This is a genomic window from Streptomyces sp. NPDC057445, from assembly GCF_042802855.1.
Taxonomy (GTDB): domain Bacteria; phylum Actinomycetota; class Actinomycetes; order Streptomycetales; family Streptomycetaceae; genus Streptomyces.
In genome coordinates, this window is sequence record NZ_JBHVDH010000021.1 from 21,993 (window position 1) to 38,774 (window position 16,782).

The 16,782-nt window shown below is 67.9% G+C and carries 17 protein-coding genes and 2 pseudogenes; 8 read left to right on the forward strand and 11 right to left on the reverse strand.

Annotation, left to right across the window (positions count from 1 at the left end; genetic code table 11):
* Positions 1-72: 72 nt before the first annotated feature.
* Positions 73-3,294 (reverse strand): bifunctional cytochrome P450/NADPH--P450 reductase, encoded by a 3,222-nt coding sequence (locus ACFU5O_RS30335; protein ID WP_384245362.1) that lies wholly within the window; start codon positions 3,292-3,294, stop codon positions 73-75.
* A gap of 252 nt (positions 3,295-3,546) precedes the next feature.
* Between ACFU5O_RS30335 and ACFU5O_RS30340 the strand changes: the two genes are divergently transcribed.
* Entirely contained in the window at positions 3,547-4,164 is a 618-nt protein-coding gene (locus ACFU5O_RS30340; protein ID WP_384245363.1) for a TetR/AcrR family transcriptional regulator, read from the forward strand.
* A gap of 490 nt (positions 4,165-4,654) precedes the next feature.
* On the opposite strand, the gene ACFU5O_RS30345 is transcribed toward ACFU5O_RS30340, so the two are convergent.
* The 4 genes from ACFU5O_RS30345 to ACFU5O_RS30360 all read right to left on the reverse strand — a co-directional run bounded on the left by ACFU5O_RS30345 (position 4,655) and on the right by ACFU5O_RS30360 (position 6,137).
* Positions 4,655-4,984: an NIPSNAP family protein gene (locus tag ACFU5O_RS30345; protein WP_384245365.1), complete on the reverse strand. Its 330-nt coding sequence runs from the start codon at positions 4,982-4,984 to the stop codon at positions 4,655-4,657.
* 70 nt (positions 4,985-5,054) lie between these two features.
* Positions 5,055-5,480 carry an SsgA family sporulation/cell division regulator gene (locus tag ACFU5O_RS30350; protein ID WP_384245366.1) on the reverse strand — a complete coding sequence of 142 codons (426 nt, stop codon included), beginning with the start codon at positions 5,478-5,480 and terminating at the stop codon, positions 5,055-5,057.
* A 27-nt stretch (positions 5,481-5,507) separates the two neighbouring features.
* Positions 5,508-5,762 carry a hypothetical protein gene (locus ACFU5O_RS30355; protein ID WP_384245367.1) on the reverse strand — a complete coding sequence of 85 codons (255 nt, stop codon included), beginning with the start codon at positions 5,760-5,762 and terminating at the stop codon, positions 5,508-5,510.
* Between the two features lie 117 nt (positions 5,763-5,879).
* Positions 5,880-6,137: a hypothetical protein gene (locus ACFU5O_RS30360; RefSeq protein ID WP_384245368.1), complete on the reverse strand. Its 258-nt coding sequence runs from the start codon at positions 6,135-6,137 to the stop codon at positions 5,880-5,882.
* A gap of 130 nt (positions 6,138-6,267) precedes the next feature.
* On the opposite strand from ACFU5O_RS30360, the gene ACFU5O_RS30365 reads away from it, so the two are divergent.
* Genes ACFU5O_RS30365 through ACFU5O_RS30375 form a run of 3 tightly spaced genes read left to right on the forward strand, consistent with a single transcriptional unit; the run spans position 6,268 to position 9,050 of the window.
* Entirely contained in the window at positions 6,268-6,477 is a 210-nt protein-coding gene (locus ACFU5O_RS30365) for a ferredoxin (RefSeq protein ID WP_010982020.1), read from the forward strand.
* Entirely contained in the window at positions 6,467-7,834 is a 1,368-nt protein-coding gene (locus ACFU5O_RS30370; RefSeq protein WP_384245369.1) for an NAD(P)/FAD-dependent oxidoreductase, read from the forward strand. The genes ACFU5O_RS30365 and ACFU5O_RS30370 overlap by 11 nt, the downstream gene beginning before the upstream one ends.
* A gap of 31 nt (positions 7,835-7,865) precedes the next feature.
* A complete protein-coding gene (locus tag ACFU5O_RS30375; RefSeq protein WP_384245370.1) occupies positions 7,866-9,050 on the forward strand; it encodes a cytochrome P450 in 1,185 nt (394 codons plus the stop codon).
* A gap of 112 nt (positions 9,051-9,162) precedes the next feature.
* Here ACFU5O_RS30375 and ACFU5O_RS30380 read toward each other — a convergent pair whose 3' ends face one another.
* Positions 9,163-9,798, reverse strand: coding sequence for a TetR/AcrR family transcriptional regulator (locus ACFU5O_RS30380; protein ID WP_384245371.1), 636 nt, complete (start codon positions 9,796-9,798; stop codon positions 9,163-9,165).
* A 392-nt stretch (positions 9,799-10,190) separates the two neighbouring features.
* Here ACFU5O_RS30380 and ACFU5O_RS30385 point away from each other — a divergent pair, with 392 nt between their 5' ends.
* Both ACFU5O_RS30385 and ACFU5O_RS30390 read left to right on the forward strand, forming a co-directional pair.
* Positions 10,191-12,653, forward strand: a complete 2,463-nt coding sequence (locus ACFU5O_RS30385; protein WP_384245372.1) for a SpoIIE family protein phosphatase — start codon at positions 10,191-10,193, stop codon at positions 12,651-12,653.
* 144 nt (positions 12,654-12,797) lie between these two features.
* On the forward strand, positions 12,798-13,010 hold the full coding sequence (locus ACFU5O_RS30390; RefSeq protein WP_384245373.1) for a hypothetical protein: 213 nt from the start codon (positions 12,798-12,800) through the stop codon (positions 13,008-13,010).
* A 58-nt stretch (positions 13,011-13,068) separates the two neighbouring features.
* Here ACFU5O_RS30390 and ACFU5O_RS30395 read toward each other — a convergent pair whose 3' ends face one another.
* Positions 13,069-13,263: a hypothetical protein gene (locus ACFU5O_RS30395; RefSeq protein ID WP_384245375.1), complete on the reverse strand. Its 195-nt coding sequence runs from the start codon at positions 13,261-13,263 to the stop codon at positions 13,069-13,071.
* 56 nt (positions 13,264-13,319) lie between these two features.
* Positions 13,320-13,871, reverse strand: a complete 552-nt coding sequence (locus ACFU5O_RS30400; protein WP_384245376.1) for a 2'-5' RNA ligase family protein — start codon at positions 13,869-13,871, stop codon at positions 13,320-13,322.
* Positions 13,872-14,070: 199 nt separating this feature from the next.
* Here ACFU5O_RS30400 and ACFU5O_RS30405 point away from each other — a divergent pair.
* Together ACFU5O_RS30405 and ACFU5O_RS30410 are read left to right on the forward strand one after the other, a co-directional pair.
* Positions 14,071-14,358: pseudogene (locus tag ACFU5O_RS30405) on the forward strand (ATP-binding protein); the annotation flags it as partial.
* A gap of 78 nt (positions 14,359-14,436) precedes the next feature.
* Positions 14,437-14,925, forward strand: a complete 489-nt coding sequence (locus ACFU5O_RS30410) for a S1 RNA-binding domain-containing protein (protein ID WP_384245377.1) — start codon at positions 14,437-14,439, stop codon at positions 14,923-14,925.
* 30 nt (positions 14,926-14,955) lie between these two features.
* On the opposite strand, the pseudogene ACFU5O_RS30415 reads toward ACFU5O_RS30410, so the two are convergent.
* The 3 genes and pseudogenes from ACFU5O_RS30415 to ACFU5O_RS30425 all read right to left on the reverse strand — a co-directional run.
* A pseudogene (locus ACFU5O_RS30415) lies at positions 14,956-15,249 on the reverse strand (ATP-binding protein); the annotation flags it as partial.
* A gap of 451 nt (positions 15,250-15,700) precedes the next feature.
* Positions 15,701-16,333 carry an HD domain-containing protein gene (locus tag ACFU5O_RS30420; protein WP_384245378.1) on the reverse strand — a complete coding sequence of 211 codons (633 nt, stop codon included), beginning with the start codon at positions 16,331-16,333 and terminating at the stop codon, positions 15,701-15,703.
* Positions 16,334-16,638: 305 nt separating this feature from the next.
* Entirely contained in the window at positions 16,639-16,776 is a 138-nt protein-coding gene (locus ACFU5O_RS30425) for a hypothetical protein (protein WP_384245380.1), read from the reverse strand.
* Positions 16,777-16,782: the final 6 nt, after the last annotated feature.

A 16,782-nucleotide genomic window follows, 5' to 3' on the forward strand; every position in this document is an offset into this window, starting at 1 on the left:
CCTCGTGGGTGAGTGGTGGCCGGGAGGCGCGCGGGTGTCAGAACCGCCGCGCGCCTCCCGGCGTCCGGAGGGTCAGGCGAAGACGTCCTGCTGGTAGCGCTCGTCCGCTTCCAGCTGGGCGAGCCACTGCTGGGCGGCCTCGTCGTCGCTGCCGGTGTGCTTGCGGTGGATGGCGGCGAGCGCCTCGCGCACAGCGGGTGCCATGCGGCGGCCGTCACCGCAGACGTAGACGTACGCGCCGTCCTGCAGGGCCTGCCACACGGTGTCGGCGGCGTTGGCGATGGCGTCCTGGACGAACCGGGCCGGGTGGCCGGTCACCGCGGAGTAGGCGGTGTGCACCTGGGCGATCCCGGCCTGCTCCCAGTCCTGCATCTCCTGCCGGTAGAAGTAGTCGTGCTCCGGGTGGCGGCAGCCGACGAAGACCTGGGACAGGCCGACCTGGGTGCCGTTCTCGTGCTGGCGGGCCCGCTCCTCGAGGAAGCCGCGCAGGGGTGCGATGCCGGTGCCGGGGCCGATGAGGATCAGCGGCGTGGCGGGGTCGGCCGGCGGGGCGAAGGTCGGGGAGGGCACGCGCACGTAGCCGTAGACGACGTCACCGGGTTCCAGGCCTGCGATGTAGGAGGAGCAGGTGCCGCGGTACTGGCCGTCGCCGGACAGGGCCGGGCCTTCCAGCAGGCCGACGGTCAGGCGCACGTGGCGTGGGTCGGCCAGCGGGGAGGAGGAGATGGAGTAGAAGCGGGGACGGATCGGGCCCATCATCTCCAGGAAGACCGCCAGTGGCAGTTCGACCGCGGGGAAGCGCTCCAGCAGGTTGAGCACGGAGACCCGCTTGCCCAGGACCTCGGTCCGGTAGCGCTCCTCGGCTTCCGCGGTGTCGGCCGTGTAGGCCTGCAGCTGCGGCCGGGTCCACGGGCACTGGGTGTGCTCGGCCAGCGTCTGTATCTGGGAGCGGGTGGCCACGTCCTGCAGCTCCAGGAACTCGGTGAACAGCACGCCTGCGGTGACGGGGGTGCCCACCGGGAGGTGGGTGCGGCCGCCGGCGGGCTGGTCCAGGCGCAGGGCCTGGTCGCGGTCGACGCCGAGCCCCGCGAGGGCGCGGTTGACCAGCGCGGGGTCGTTCTTGGCGAAGACGGCCAGGTGGTTGCCGGTGTCATAGGTGACACCGTCGGGGAGCTCGATGGTGATGGACTTCGCGGCCGGGCGCGGCGGCTCGATGGCGAAGTCCCACAGCCCGGTGGCGTCGGCCACGAGTTCCTCGTTGGCGATCACGGTCAGCGGGTAGGCCTGCTCGGAGACGATCGCCGGGCGCACGTCGGCCTCGGTGAGCATCTGCACCTCGAAGCGCGGTCCGCTCGCCTCTGAGGTGTCGGCGGCGTACTCCTCGGCCAGGGTGGCCCACAGGGTGTCCATCCAGCGGGTGGCCATGCCGTCGAAGTCACCGGCGGCATCCGCGATGCCGCGCTCGATGACGGGGGTGGCGCCGGCGGCCAGCAGGCCTTCCTCGATCCGCTTGGGGAAGGCCTGGTAGGTCGCCACCCACTGGGTGTTGCCGGCACCCAGCAGCGCGAACCGCACGTTGGACAGCGAGCCCTCCGGGAGCCCGGCGGCGAGCAGGTCGTCGAAACGCTGCGCGTTGTCCGGGGCCTTGCCGTTGTAGCTGGAGGCCACGACGAGGAGCAGGCCCTCGGTGGGCAGGTTGTCGCCCAGCTCGTCCAGGCCGACCAGGGTGGTGCCGAACCCGGAGCGCTCACCGCGGTCGGCGATGGTGCGCGCGAGGTCCTCGCTGCTGCCCAGGCTGGAGCCGTAGGCGACGGTGAGGTTCACACCGACACCGCTGACCGCGGTCTGCTGCTGCGTGTCGTCGGTGTGCAGGTCCGCGGCGCCGAAGACGGTGCGCTCGTGCTCCTGACGGGTGCGCACGGTCAGTTCGAAGCCGCCGGGCTTGCGCGTCAGCGCCTCCCTGACGTCCATCTTGTAGTCGGTCGTGTCGGAGAACTTGAACTTCTGCAGCACCAGCGCGAGGGCCAGGCGGGCCTCGGTGAGCGCGAACTGCCGGCCGATGCAGGCACGCACGCCGTTGCCGAACGGCTTGTAGGCGTGCGGGTGATGGTTGACCCGGTTCTCCGGCAGCCACCGGTTGATGTCGAACTCCTCCGGCCGGTCCCACGCCTTGGGGTGGGTGTGCAGCGGGCCCTCGAGGATGTTGACCTGCGCTCCCTTCTTCAGCTCGAAGCAGCCGCCTATGACGGTGTCCTCCAGCGGGGACTTGCCGATCAGCGGGATGGGAGCCCACAGGCGCAGGGTCTCCTCCAGGATCCGCGGGATCACGTCCATCTGCATGATGGTGTCGTAGTCCGGGACCGTGTCGCCCGGCATGAGCCGGTCCACCTCGGCGTAGGCCTGGGCCAGGATGTGCGGGTTGCGCATCAGCGAGTACGTGGCGAACGACAGCAGACCACTGGTGGTCTCGTGACCGGCGATCAGGAACGTCACCACCTGGTCACGGACGTTGTCGTCGTCCAGCTGCTTTCCGGTCTCCGCATCGGTGGCCTCCAGCATCAGGCCCAGCAGGTCCTCCTCAGCCGTGCCCTTCCCCTGACGGCGCTCCTTGATCACACTTTCGACCAGGTCCCGCATCAGCTGGACGTTCTCGCGGTACTTCTTGTCGTCGCCCTTGCGGAGCTTGGTCATCATCGGCAGCTCCTGCGAGCGCCGCAGCGACTCCACCAGCGCCTCCAGCAGCGCGTTGAGGAAGGGGTGCAACTCCTCCTTGGCGAAGGAGTCGAACCGGTAGCCGAACCCCGACAGGGCGATGGTGTCCAGGGTGAGCCGGGTGTAGTCGTCGGTGATGTTGACCGGCCGGCCCTCCTTGCGCTCCCACTTGCCCACCAAATTCTGGGCGATCTCCAGCATCTGCCCGTAGTAGGCCTTCATGGCCCGCTGGCTGAACGCCGGCAGGAGGATCCGGTGCGCCATGCCCCATTCCTCCTCGTGCTGGTGGGCCGTGAACAGGCCCGCACCCGTGAAGTCCCGCACATGGTTCAGCGGCGTCTTCTCGATCTGCTTGAAGAACCGCGTCTCGTCGCAGACCTCGGCCACCAGGTCCGGGTCGGAGACGAAGACCTGCTCGATGCCGGCGATCTCCATGCCGTAGATGCCCTCGGGGAACTGCTTGGACAGCTCGCCGAAGTACTCCACTGGGTTGGTGCTGGGGATCTGCGGCGTGTGGCCGAGGAAGGGGACCCCGCGCGGAGACCGGATGGGTCGCAGGTCGTTCTTGGACTGGGTGGTCATGGCTTGCTCCTTCAGGCAGGGGAGGGAATGGGGCAAGGGCGCCGGTCGATGCCGCGATGCACCACAGTTCCATACACCGTATGGAAGTAGTACCATACGACGTATGGAAAGCGACTGCAACCCCCTGAGGTCACGCAAGCGGGCGTCGCGTCGCCATGCAGGCGAGGTAATTTCCATACACTGTACGAAACTGATACCGTACGAAGTATGGAAAAGGCGAAGCGTCCCCCGCGGGGCACCAGGAAGAGAGACGTGCCTCTGACCGAGGCCGGGATCCATGCCGCCGCCCTGCGGCTCATCGACGCGGACGGGGTCGAGGCGCTCACCATGCGCAAACTCGCGACCACGCTCGATGCGAACCCGATGTCGCTGTACCACCACGTTCCGAACAAGGACGCACTCCTACGCGGCGTGGCGAGAATGGTCGGTACCGAGTTCCGCACCGTGGCGCTGGAGGACGCTCCCTGGCAGGAGCGCATCCGCCTGCTCGCCACGGATTTCCGGACGCTGGCACACCGCCACCCCAAGCTCATGGCCTACTCGTTCAGCCACCAGGCGGACTTCATCCAGCCCGAAGACCCGTTCTGGGTCGCGCTCGCCGCGATCCTGGACGCCGCTGGGGTGCCGCACTCCGAGCTCCCGCAGATCGCCGCTCTCGTATGCGCCGTCATCACCGGTGTCCTCGCCGCCGAGCTCAATGGCGCACTCCACCAGTGGTCGAGCCTCAAACCCCCCACCGTCGGCGAAGACGGGTTCACCCATCCAGGCCGTGACGAGAACCGCGTCTTCCGCCTGGCACTGGACACGCTCATCACGGGTCTGGAGAGCCGACTCGCCGCCGATCGCGACGGCCAGGGCACCGGCCATTGATTTCAGAGTCCTGAAGCGTTGCGGCCTGAAGCCGGCCCGTGGCCCTGCGGGCGCAGGCTGCCGCGCATGAGGAGGCGCCCACCACATAGCGAAAAGGCCTTCTCCACGCGCCGCTGCAGATGCGCGGTGTGCTGCGGCTGGGCCGGGCGACCGATCTGTGGCGGACCTGAGGGTTACACCGTCGGCGGATCCATGTGCGCGCTCTACGGGAACACCTTGTCCTACGCCACCTCACGCTCACCCATGCCGCTGGTGCGCGTGCCTGGATGTCGCCGGTACGCATTCACTCCCGGTCGGCTGGGCCTCCATGTCACCGGGCGTCGGCCGCCGTACTGACGGGCACTCAACCGGGGCTTCGGCAACTCCCCCGACCTCCCGATCGCGCCGATCTCGGCCATGCCCGTTGCCGCCGGGCGAGCCTTGGCCGAGATGCGCGGCGTTCCGGCACGAACGAGAAGGTCACCGCAGACTTCGAGCGGCTCGCTACCTGTCACCGCAAGGGCGAGTCGGCGGTGGGCGTCAGCACGGACTCGGCGACGCCAACGATCTGGCCCATGTCGAAGCCCTCCATGTCCGCGCGGAATTCGGGGCTGGACAGGTACGCCTCCAGCCGCTCCTGAACGTCGTCGGCGTCCCGGTAGGAAACGAGGGCGTACAGCTGGGGAACCTCACTCCCGGGGGCTGCGGGCCCCGTCCAGACACCGTGTGTGGTGATCCTGTGCTTGGCCATACCGGGAATGTGATCGGACCAGATGTCCTCGTAGGCGACGAGCGCCTCAGGGCTGCGCAGTGTGTAGACACGAAGCTGGTACTGGGACATGAACTCTCTTTCCTTCTCTTCTGTGACCGGGACAAAGATCCCCATCCGCACGGTGGTTGGGAGGCTTCTCTCAACCTTTTGCAAACAGGTTCGCCAGTTCGAGGTCCCAGTCGATGTGTCCGGACTCGGTACCCCGTGGCACAAGCGCCTCCGTGTTCTCCAGGAAGGCCTTGACGTCCTGCACGGGAACCTCGAGCAAGGCGGTGCCCGCGGGAGGCCCGAGGACGATGTACATCGCTTGGTCACCACGGCTGACGGCCGGCCAGACCCGGACGTCCCCACAGCCTGCGGAACCTCTCAGGCCATCGGCCAGAAGATCACGCCCCAGGACCCATTCGACCGGCTCGTCGGTGTCGGTGTCGGTGAAAAAGGCGGCACGGACGACGTAGGGATCAGTGGTCTCGTACCGGAGGCTCAAGCACATGGACAGCGAGTAGCTGCGCGAGATGACAAGCTGCACGGCCACCCCCTGCATGACGGTCTTCAAAGACTCCATCGACTTTCGCTCCTGCCTGGGCCGCGGTCAGCGACAGCCGGTTTCGTCCCGGCCGTCGTGGTGCCAGCCATGGATCTCGTCCCAGGAGTAGCCCTGCTCGAGCAGGTAGCCGACACCGTGGTCCCAGCGGTAGTCGTCGGCGTCGACGCTGACGGCCGGGTGCTGGACGTGCGCGGATGCAGAAGTCGCGGCCGAAGCGGCGCTCCCGGCACCAAGAACGGCGACACCCGCGACCGCCACGGAGGCAGCGGTGACGGCAACGCGCCCTGTGAGCTTCTTCATGATCTTTCCTTCCCGATCGGCGCGACCTGCACCATCGACTGCATGCAGGCGATGTACGGCGCCTGGCGTGGTCCGAGCAAACTTTTCCATACAGCGTATGGAAGTGCTCTTCCAGAATTACCATACAACGTATGGAAATGTCGAGGCGGCGAAACCGGCCCGCAAGACCGGCAGCGGCAAGATCAGCTCGACGTCCGCCGAGACCGCGTCGGCCGCCCGGACGAAGCGCGCCTGCCGTTCGAGAAGATGCTTACCTGAATCGACCATCTCGGGCTCTACACCGAGGAGATCAGCTACGCCGGCGAGCAACTGGGCAGACAATTCCGGGTATTCGCCCATCTTTCCCTTATCGGCATGGCCTTCGGACTGGACCACGCCCTGGGCCGAGCCGTCGCCCTGGCGGACGAGCTGCCCGGGATTTCCGTCTCGGAGCCGTGGCGTGCGGGCGCCCGGGCCCGGCCCCATGCTGGAACGAGGGGGTGAGACAACGGAGGGAGTGGTGGGGATGCAGACCGTTGTGGATCTCACGCGCTGCCAGGGCTACGCGCAATGCGTGTTCCTCGCGCCGGAGGTGTTCCAGCTGCACGGGGAGGAGGGGTTGCTGTACGCCACGGCCGTCCCCGACGACCAGGTCGAGCGCGTTCGCCAGGCCGCGGCGGCGTGCCCGGTGCAGGCCATCCTCCTCGGTGAGGAGGTGAGCGCCGGTGCCCGGTGACCTCAAGGACGGCCGCATCGTCATCGTCGGCGCGTCGCTGGCGGGGCTCAGGGCCGCGGAGGCACTGCGCGAGGAGGGCTTCACCGGCTCACTGACCGTGGTCGGGGATGAGCCCCACCCGCCTTACGACCGGCCGCCGCTGTCCAAGCAGGTGCTGCTCGGCCAGGCGGCGGCGGACACCGTCGGGCTGCCCATGCGCAAGGACCCGAACGCCGATTGGCGGCTGGGCGTGCGCGCCACCGGCGTGGACCTGCTCGCGAAACAGGCGCTGCTGGAGGACGGCGAGTCACTGCCGTACGACCGGCTGCTGATCGCCACCGGGACCCGCGCGCGGCCCTGGCCCAACCCGGAGGAAGCGGCCCTGGACGGAGTGTTCACCCTGCGCACCCGCGAGGACGCCGGGGCACTGGCCCAGCGGCTGGCCGCCGGGCCGCGACGGGTGCTGGTGATCGGCGGCGGCTTCACCGGCTCGGAGATCGCCTCGGCCTGCCGGGAACGGGGACTGGAAGTCACGGTCGCAGAACGCGGCCCCGCACCCCTGGTGGGCGCGCTCGGCGGCACCCTGTCGAAGCTCGCGGCCGTCATGCAGCGCAACCACGGCGTGGACCTGCGCACCGGGGTAACAGTCACCGCCCTGCGCGGGAACGGCAGCTTCACCGGTGCGGAGCTGTCCGACGGCAGCCGCGTCGATGCCGACGTCTGCGTCGTGGCACTGGGTGCGATACGCAACGTCGAATGGCTGGCGGAGTCCGGGCTGGCGGCAGGCCCGCGCGGGATCGCCTGCGACGCCGGATGCCGGGCCTTCAACATGTACGGAATCGTCACCGACGACGTCTTCGTGGCCGGTGACGTCTCCCGCTTCCCCCACCCGCTGTTCGGCTACCAGATGCTCTCCCTGGAACACTGGGGAAACGCGGTCGAGCAGGCCGAGGTGGCGGCACACAACATGGTCAATCCGGGGCCCTTGCAGCGCCCGCACCTGGCCGTCCCGTCGTTCTGGTCGACCCAGTTCGGGCTCAACATCAAATCGGTGGGCGTGCCCACCTACTCCGACCACGTGGTCATCGCCCAGGGCTCCCTCGAGGCGCGCCGTCTGGCAATGGTCTACGGCTACCAGGGACGGGTCACCGCCGCCGTCACCGTCGACATGGCCAAGTCGCTCGACTACTACCGGCACCTGATCGAGACGGCTGCACCGTTCCCGCCTCCGCCCGGCGCCCAGGACCGTGCGATCGCGGCCGACATCCCGATTCCGTCCGACGTGCCGGACCCGAAGGGGCTGTCCCACGGCCCCACCGTCGCGCTCACCGGATACCTGCCCGACCGCCGACTGACCGTGGTGCAGCCCACGGGCTGACTCACGTCCCGCCCAACCACGAGGAGCCACGATGGCCTCCGAGACCTTGCTGGCACGGATCACCGACTACACCAGTCGCCCCAACCCCTACCCGCTGTACGCGGAACTCCGCGAGGCCGGTCCCGTGGTGCAGCAGGCAGACGGCAGCTACCTGGTCGGCACCTACCACGAGATCGCCGCTCTGCTCCACGACCCGCGGATGAGTGTCGACCCCCGCAGCCGTGGCGAAGTGACGCACAAACCGCCGTTCCTGCGGCTCGACGACCCGGAGCACCACAGGCTGCGCACCCTCGCCATGCGGCCCTTCGGCCCGCCGCACAGCCCGGGCCGGGTCGATGCCATGCGCGGCGAGATCGACCGGATCACCAAAGAACTGATGGAGTCCTTCGAGGCGGGCCGGCAGATCGACGTCGTCGACGATTTCGCCTACCCACTGCCCGTCACGGTGATCTGCCGCCTGCTCGGCGTACCGCGCGAGGACGAGCCCCTGTTCCGGGCCTGGTCCGACGCTCTGGTCGCAGCCGCCGACGTCAGGCCCGAAGAGGACACCACCGAGACGGACAAGACGGGTGACCGGGCGCGCATCGAGATGGGCGGGTACCTGGTGAACCTCGCCGAACAGCGCCGTGGCAACCCGAGCGACGACATGCTCTCCGCCTTCGTCAACGAACCGGACCCGGCCCTGCGGCTCACCCAGGAGGAACTCGCGGAAACCGCCGTGCTGCTCCTCATCGCGGGACACGAGACCACCGTCAACCTGATCACCAACGGGGTCCTCACCCTGTTGCGCCAACCCGAGCACCTGGACCAGCTGGGCCGTGACCCCGACCTACTGCCGCGAGCGGTGGAGGAACTGCTGCGCTACGAGCCCCCGGTCCACATACGTGAGCGCATCCCGCTCGCCGACATCGACGTCGCCGGTACGCCGATCGCCCAACGTACCCCCGTCGTTCTGGTGCTGGCCTCGGGCAACCGCGACCCCAGGCGGTTCCACGATCCCGACCGGTTCGACCCCACCCGCCCGGACAACGAGCACCTCGGCTTCGGCAGCGGCATCCACGTCTGCTACGGCGCACCCCTCGCCCGCATCGAAGCCCAGGCCGCACTGGGCGCGCTGCTCCCCCACCTCGGCACGGCACGCCTCGTCCAGGACCCGCCCCCCTACCGGCAGAACGCCATGCTCCGCGGCCCCCGCCACCTGCCCATCCAATTCTGAGGCCGGGGCGGCGACAGCAGGCGAGAGAGACCAGCCACCCCGGTTCATCACGCAGGCCGCGGGAGCCGGTGCGCAGTCGGCGCCAGTCGGCCGGTGCGCGACGGGATCCTCTTCACGCTGCGGCGGGAAGGGGCCGCCGGGCGAGGTCACGGGCCTCGTCCGGGGAGAGGCCGAGCATATGCAGGATCATCTCAGCCATTGTGCCTGCAGCCTGGCCATTGTCGGCCTCGGGCTGGTTGCACCACAGCTCCAGGAGCGCCAGCAGGCTGCCGTTCAGCGCGGTCAGGGCGATCACGGGGTCGACCACGGTGAACCGGCCTGCGGCCATGCCCTGCTCCACATCGCGCTTCGCACGCGGAGCCAGTCCGTCGCCGGCGCATATCCGACCGAGCTCGCTGTGGCACAGGATCTGCATGATCTCCGGGTATGACTCGGCCATGCGCGCGCTGAGCCGCATGCCCCCAGCGAGGCGCTCGGCGGGATCATCGACGCCGTGCAGGCGTTCGTCGACGGCCTGGGCGTACTCCTCCAGTGCATCGGCCACGGCTGCGTCGAACAGGTCCGGCTTGCCCGTGAAGTGGTTGTAGAAGGAGCCGAGGCCCACGTCCGCGCGCTCCGCGATGGCATGGATGCTGGCGCTGGTGCCAGCGGACTCGGCCAGGATCTGCCGCGCGGCGCGGACGAGTGCCTGGCGGGTCTCGGCACGACGGCGTTCGAATCGGTTCCTGCGTGGAGCTGGCATCGGCATGCTCCGTGCATAAGAGCAGCAGTTCTGATGAAATCATCATTGCACTGCGCGCCTCGACTGTCCACCCTGGCCCACCAATCCCGACGCCGCGGTTGCGTGATGTGGCAGCACGCGATCACATCTGACCATTCCATCAGTTTCGTGGGGCTTGACGACAAGGCGATCGTATCTGACTATTTCATCAGAAGTGGACAAAGTCGTCCAAGGTTGGCAGATGTCGCGCCGGTGACCGTTCAACCGCCGGCGAGGGCGTTCGCCGCATCGCACGCCCGGGGTCCCACCGGGGCGATCCTCAGCCCCCGGCCATCGCGGTTCCACCACGGCTACGGATCGGGCCGACGCCGCACATGCCGACGCTGTTCTCACACCCGCGCACCGATGGGAAGAACCGGATGACGAAGACCGACCACACGCCCCTCGCCGAGCCGGTGAGCCCCCGAGAGATACCCGATGCGGCAATAGCGATGCTCGATACGGAGGGGACCGTGGTGGGCTGGACGCACGCCGCCGAGCATCTTGTCGGATACTCGGCCGGAGAAGTGGTGGGCCGGTCCGCCGCGCCCTTGGTGCCGCCCGCAGAGGACGCCCCGAGTGCTTCAGCGTTCGCCGAGCAGTGCCGTGCCCAGGATGGCTGGTCCGGCACCGTGACGGTCCGCCACCGCGACGGCCACGACATCAAAATGACGCTGCGGATCTCGCTGCTGTGGGGGCAGGACGCCGGCACCCGGTGGCTGGTGTCCGTGACCGACGTAGGCACCCTGTCTTCGGGGACGTCCAACGGAGCTGTGCGGGAGTCGCTCCTGGCCCACGCACCGATCGGCATCACCGTCTATGACCCGCAGCTGCGCTGTACCTGGGTCAACGACGTCATGGAGCGCCACGACGGCACTCCTCGTGAGCGACGGTTCGGACGCCGCCTGCAGGACTCACTGCCCGCCGTCGAGGCCGAAGCGCTCGAGGTGGTGATGCGGCAGGTGCTGGAGAGCGGCACCACCACGGTCCACGAGTACCGGACGTGGTCGTCGGCGGACCGGCGCCGGGAGCACGCCTTCTCGGCCTCGTTCTTCTGCCTCCAGGACGCGAACGGCACGGCACTGGCAGTGTGCTCCATGAGCGTGGATGTCACCGGCAACCGGCGGGCGCGCGAGCGCCTTGCCATCCTCAGTGAAGCCAGCACGCGCATCGGCAGCACCCTCGAGGTCGTGCAGACCGGGCAGGAACTGGCCGACCTTGCCGTGCCCCTGCTGGCCGACCACGCATTCGTCGACCTGGTGGAGTCGGTTCCGTTCGGCGGGGATCCCTCGGCGGCGACCGGCAGGGCGAGCGGCCCCCCACCTGTGCTGCGCCGTGCCGGTCTGGCCTCCATCGACCCGGGTAGCCTCAAGTTGCCATGGGTGCGCGAAGAGGTGATCCGCCCCTTCCCGACCTCGCTGTTCGCCACCGCCCTGCGCACGGGCAGGTCCTATCTGGAATCGGCGCTGGACACCGATTCAGGCCCCTGGGTCGTTCACGACCCGGTGCGGACGCAGAAGGTCCGTGACAGCGGCGTGCACTCTTTGATGGTCGTACCCATCCGTGCGCGGCGCTGTGTGCTGGGACTGGCGGTGTTCGGCCGCTCCGAGGAGCCGACACCGTTCCAGGAGGACGACCTCCTCCTCGCGGAGGAGCTCGTCACCCGGGCCGCGCTCAGCCTGGACAACGCACTCCAGTACGCGCGCCAACGCACCGCGGCCCTGACCCTCCAACGCGACCTGCTCCCCCACCATGTGGGAGGCGGCGCCGCCGTCGATGTGGCCTCGCGCTATGTGCCGGCTGACATGGACCACGGCGTGGGGGGCGACTGGTTCGACGTGATCAAGCTGTCTGGCGCCCGGGTGGCCCTCGTCGTCGGAGATGTGGTCGGACACGGCATCAACGCCGCGGCGACGATGGGCCGATTGCGTACCGCCGTCCGCACGCTCGCGGACATGGAATTGCCTCCCCACGAACTGCTGACGCACCTCGATGACACGGTCAGACGGCTGAGCGAGGAAGACGCCGACGCTCCGGACCAGGTCCCCGCGGTGGTGGGTGCCACCTGTCTGTACGCCGTCTACGACCCGGTCACCCGGCGGTGCACGATGGCGCGGGCCGGGCATCCCCCGCCCGCGATCATCGACCCGCAGGGCCATATCACTTTCCCCGACATGCCCGCCGGGGCCCCGCTCGGCCTCGGCCTCGGTCTGGTCCCCTTCGAGTCCATGGAACTGGAACTGCCCGAGGGAACTCTGCTCGCGCTCTACACCGACGGTCTGGTCGAGTCCCGCAACGACGACATCGACGTGGGCCTGGATCGCCTGGGAACCGTCCTGGCAGAGACCGGCTCGTCCCTGGAAGACCTGTGCTCGCAGGTGATCGAGACCTTGCCGACTCAGGCCCCGGCCGACGATGTCACCTTGCTCCTTGCGCGGACGCGCGGACTCGAACCGGCCCAGGTCGCCTCCTGGGAACTGCCGCACGAGCCGTCCGCCGTCCGCGACGCCCGGCAGGCAGCCGCCCGTCAGCTCAGCGAATGGGGGCTTGAGCATCTGGTGACCAGCGTGGAGCTGATCGTCAGTGAACTGGTCACCAACGCCATCCGCTACGGCGGCGGGCCGATCCGCCTACGGCTCATCCAGCACCAGGTCTTGACTTGCGAAGTCTCCGACAGCAACACCAGCCACCCACGCCCCCGTCATCCCCACATCATCGACGAGAACGGCCGCGGTCTTCGTCTCGTCGCTCAGTTGTCCCGCAGGTGGGGCTCCCGCTCCGCAACGGACGGCAAGGTCGTCTGGGCCGAACAAGACCTGCCCTCCAAAGCCGTTGCGGTGTGACGCGCTGCCGACCAGGCGGCCGACGGCCGCCCAGCAGGCCGATCTCTCGAGCCGCAGCCTCTCGTAAAGGAAGCCAGAGTGGATCCAGAGATGGATAAGGAGAAATCATGACCCGGTCATCCGACGCTGCACGGCAAGTACAACGTGTCGTGGCGGACGGTCCGCAAGACCGTCGACTCGGTCTGGCCCGAGCCGCGGAAGAAGCTTCCGCCGCGGCGGACTGCTCTGGATCCGGACAAGCCGGTGATCGACGGGATGCTCCAGGCGGATCTGGACGCGCCACGCAAGCAGCGGCACACGATCACGCGGATCTTCCACTGCCTGGTCGAGGAACACGCAGCGGACGTCACCTCATGATGAGCGGCCTCGATACCCTCGCTGATAGCTCAGCGCCGGGGAGGTCTCCGGCGCAGAATCAGCGGCAGAGCTCCATGATGGTGTCGTCGAATTCAGGGAACTCCTGGGTGGCCAACTCGATCACGGTAGCGGCTGACCGACGCTGGCCCGGTGCGAACTGTTCAGCGATGGCTGTCAGATCGCGGTTGGGGCGCGGGATCCGATCAGGCTCATAGGAGGTGGCTGCCTCCCACGGGCCGAAGCCGTCGGCCAATGCTAACTGGAGTCCCTGCCGGTCCGCTGCCCAAGGGGCAGCGGACCAGGCAAGCCTCATGACCTGCCTCGTCCTCCGAGTGCGAACGACTCCCGTTCTTGCCACTTCACGCCGTCGTGAACCATGAGTTCAACCGACGCGACATGAGACGTGAACGGGAGCCTGCTGGCGAGGTCGGCCTCTATCTCCTCCAGGACGGCGTCTTCCTGACCTTGAGCGATGGTCAGGTGCGGCACGATTTCGGCAAATCGGCCGCCATACGGCGGAGCCTCGGGCCAACGATCAGCGATCGCCTCCGTGAGCCGCCGCAACTGCGTGTCAGGCTCGGGGACGAGATACAGCACCTCCGGGAGACGTCCACACCGCTCGAACCGCAGCTCAAAGGCCTGGTGGCTGGCCAGAACGTCCGCGAGAGCGGAGTAGACGAGCGCGTCTATTCGGCTCTCATCGAGGAACGGGAAGAGCACGGTGACGTGTGCTGGAACCCCAGCCTGGGCTGAGGGGTCGAGCCGTTCACGCCACCCGCGGACGGACGGCTCTGCCTCCGGGATCCGGACGATGAGCCCCGTCTGGCCCGCCTGAAACGCACTGGTGCTGTCATCTGCCATGACCCCGCATGTTGCCACCTCTGCCCCGGACAGCACGGCCCCTTTTCCGCTGAACGATCACGCCGATCTGCGAAGCAGGTCGACGAGCGGCACGGCCGAGACGCTGTCGCTATTTCCCGTGAACATCCAGGGTGCCGATGATCACTGAGCGCCGCCGGAACCCACGAACAAACGCTGTCGGTTGAAGTGAACGAAGCCAGTCAGCGAACTGGTCACCAACGCCATCCGCTACCGGCGGAGCTGCGGCTCATCCGCCACAACGTCCTGGTGTGCGAGGTCAGCGACTGCAGCAGCACCCCAGCCTCGCCTACGGCGCGACCACACCACCGACGAGGGAGGACGCGGTTTGTTCCTCGTCGCCCAACTCGCCGAGCCCTGGGGCTGCCGCCATGGCCAGAACCGCAGGACGATCTGGTCCGAGTGTCGGCGTACTAGCTCATGTGCAGAGCGAAGTACGGGCTCACGTGCAGAGGTAGGCAGGTGTTGAGCGGACATGCGAATCTGGTCGGCGGTGAAGGGGTGGTGGTGTGGCGGACGTTCCTGCGAGTGAGGATCGCAAGCGTTTTTGAGAACGCTCGAGAAGGGACAGGTCTGCAGCGGAACTGTCTCATCAGTCAGTGATGTCGACGCCCTCGTTGATCTTGGCGGGTTCGACGGTCTGCTGCGGACCCCTGAGGTGTCCTGGAATCGTCGCGAGGTGCCGCTGGACCAGGTTCTGAGAGTGGGGCAGGACGTGACCGTCACGGTCCTGGACGGGGACGTGGATCGGGACTGGCTCACGGTGTCCTTGAGGTCTCTGCAGGATGATCCGTTTCGTGAGTTCGCCCGGACGCATCCTGGGCTCGTGGTTCCGGGCAGGGTGACCAAGGTGGCTTCGATCGGAGTCTTCGTTCGTGTCCACGATCACGTCGAAGAGTTGCTGCCGGCCTCGGAGCTGCCTGAGCGGGAGGGCGGCGACCTGCCTCTGGCTATCGGTGACGTGCTGGTGGTCGAGGTCGCTGAAATCAATCTGGACAGGCGCCGGGTCAAGCTGCTGTTGCGGGACGTGGGGTGACTGCGCGACCCGGCGCCTGTGGATGAAGGGTCAGGCGGAGGTGGCACCTCCGTCGATGGCGAAGAGCTTGTTCTTGAGCCGGTAGCTGTTGCCGTTGATCGAGACGACCTCGCAGTGGTGCAGGAGCCTGTCGAGGCTCGCGGTCGCGAGGACCTCGTCACCGAACACCTGCCCCCACTCTCCGAAGGTCTTGTTCGAGGTCAGGATGATGGAGCCCTTCTCGTATCTCTTCGGGATCAGCTGGACATCGAGGTTGGCCTCGTCGCGGTCGAGCGGCTGGTAGCCGACCTCATCGACCACCAGGACGTCGGGCCGCTGGTAGAGGCGCATCTTGCTTGCTGGCGTCCGCCCGCTGGATCAGGTGCTCCAGACTGGTGGCGGTGTGGGGCAGGCCTAGCTTGGTGGCAGTCGATCGCAGGCGGCGGTTACCAGTTCACTCACGCGGTGTCCTTCGACTCCGGGACGATGTCGGGACGAGCCTTCGGCCGGGTGCCGGCAATGTCGTCGTAGAACGACAACGGCCTTTTGCCGACGGTGATTTGGGCGGCCAAGGTCCGGTTGATCAGGTCCTGCAGCGGGCTGTCGGACGGGGTGGCTGACCGCTTGCGGGCCGCGGGTTCGGGGACACGGGTGGTGGTACGGCGGCCGGTGCCGTCGGGCAGGCCGTCCCAACGAAGTCGCTTCCGAAGCCGATCGCGAGGCGATGCGCTTTGCCTGATGAGCATCCGCCGCGCGCCGGCCTCTGGGAACGTTGGCTCCCTGGCCGGCCGAGTGGTTACTCTCCCCAAGGAGATGAGGCGGCCGCCAACTCCATCCTCGTCACACCGTCGGTCTGACGCTCGCGCAGCAGTTCGCCGCCAATGGAGTAGCGAGGCGCCGCGGCGTCTGACCGAGCAGCTCGTTCCACGATGGCGTCGACCAACGAACGCACCATGTCGAGACGGGGGTAGGCGGCGTGGATCTTCTCCTGCCGTTCAGAGGCCAGCTCTGCATTGCGCCCAAAGTCCATCCCCACACCTTCGCGAGTGAGGTAACTCAGCAACCCTCGGCGCTCAGCAATGCCAGGGGAGGTATGCAGAGCGATAGCCTCCCAGACGCGGTCGATGTCCGCTGCGGGAATGCCATGTTCCTGCAGCAGAGCTGCCGCCAGGTCGGCACCCTCCACCTCGAAGCGGGCTTCGCCCTTCGCGAGATTGCCGGTACCCAGATCGTGCAGGACGGTTGCGGCGAACAGCAGGTCACGATCGTAGGCGGCATCTTCCAGAGACCCCTCGCGCTCAGCCAGGAGCTGCGCGAAATGGAAACTCCGCATGCTGTGGTTGAAGACGGAAGTGGTTTCGGAGTCACGCACCGCGGAGACGATGGCCTCGGCCAACGGGCCGGTCGGAAGCTCAAGCGAGAAGTCCATATGTGCAGGCTAGGCGTCCCGAGTCCAACCACGGCAGGTGCATGCGTGACACCTGTCGCAACATTCGCGCCATTCATCGACGGACCAGCCGGATCTGCTGCGCCGGTTTCTCCCGAGTTCGCCTCCGGTGAGATGTCGTAGCAGAAGCGCAGGTGGGGCGGCGTTGCCGGGACCGGTCGACGCGCTGCACGACGCGGTACGGGCCACCGCCGTGGCGCAGGGCAGGGTCGCTGCTCTGCGCGCCGACACCGGCTGGGGAGTGGTGCGCTGCACGCGAAGGAGGCAACGACTACGGCGACGGTTGGTCAGGGGGTCGCGTCAGCGAGCTTGGTGAGCTGCTTGGAGACAACGTCGGACGGCACTACGGCCTGACCGTCGCGGTTGGTGTTCGCCGACTGGAACGTGGCGATGGTCGCGCCCGCCCGTATCACGATGACGGTCACCGGCAC

Excerpts from the sequence above, each read along its gene's own strand:
- ACFU5O_RS30335 (WP_384245362.1), bottom strand. The coding sequence starts at position 3,294 with ATGACCACCCAGTCCAAGAACGACCTGCGACCCATCCGGTCTCCGCGC.
- ACFU5O_RS30345 (WP_384245365.1), bottom strand. The coding sequence starts at position 4,984 with ATGTCCCAGTACCAGCTTCGTGTCTACACACTGCGCAGCCCTGAGGCG.
- ACFU5O_RS30350 (WP_384245366.1), bottom strand. The coding sequence starts at position 5,480 with ATGGAGTCTTTGAAGACCGTCATGCAGGGGGTGGCCGTGCAGCTTGTC.
- ACFU5O_RS30355 (WP_384245367.1), bottom strand. The coding sequence starts at position 5,762 with ATGAAGAAGCTCACAGGGCGCGTTGCCGTCACCGCTGCCTCCGTGGCG.
- ACFU5O_RS30365 (WP_010982020.1), top strand. The coding sequence starts at position 6,268 with ATGCAGACCGTTGTGGATCTCACGCGCTGCCAGGGCTACGCGCAATGC.
- ACFU5O_RS30375 (WP_384245370.1), top strand. The coding sequence starts at position 7,866 with ATGGCCTCCGAGACCTTGCTGGCACGGATCACCGACTACACCAGTCGC.
- ACFU5O_RS30380 (WP_384245371.1), bottom strand. The coding sequence starts at position 9,798 with ATGCCGATGCCAGCTCCACGCAGGAACCGATTCGAACGCCGTCGTGCC.
- ACFU5O_RS30385 (WP_384245372.1), top strand. The coding sequence starts at position 10,191 with ATGACGAAGACCGACCACACGCCCCTCGCCGAGCCGGTGAGCCCCCGA.
- ACFU5O_RS30400 (WP_384245376.1), bottom strand. The coding sequence starts at position 13,871 with ATGGCAGATGACAGCACCAGTGCGTTTCAGGCGGGCCAGACGGGGCTC.
- ACFU5O_RS30420 (WP_384245378.1), bottom strand. The coding sequence starts at position 16,333 with ATGGACTTCTCGCTTGAGCTTCCGACCGGCCCGTTGGCCGAGGCCATC.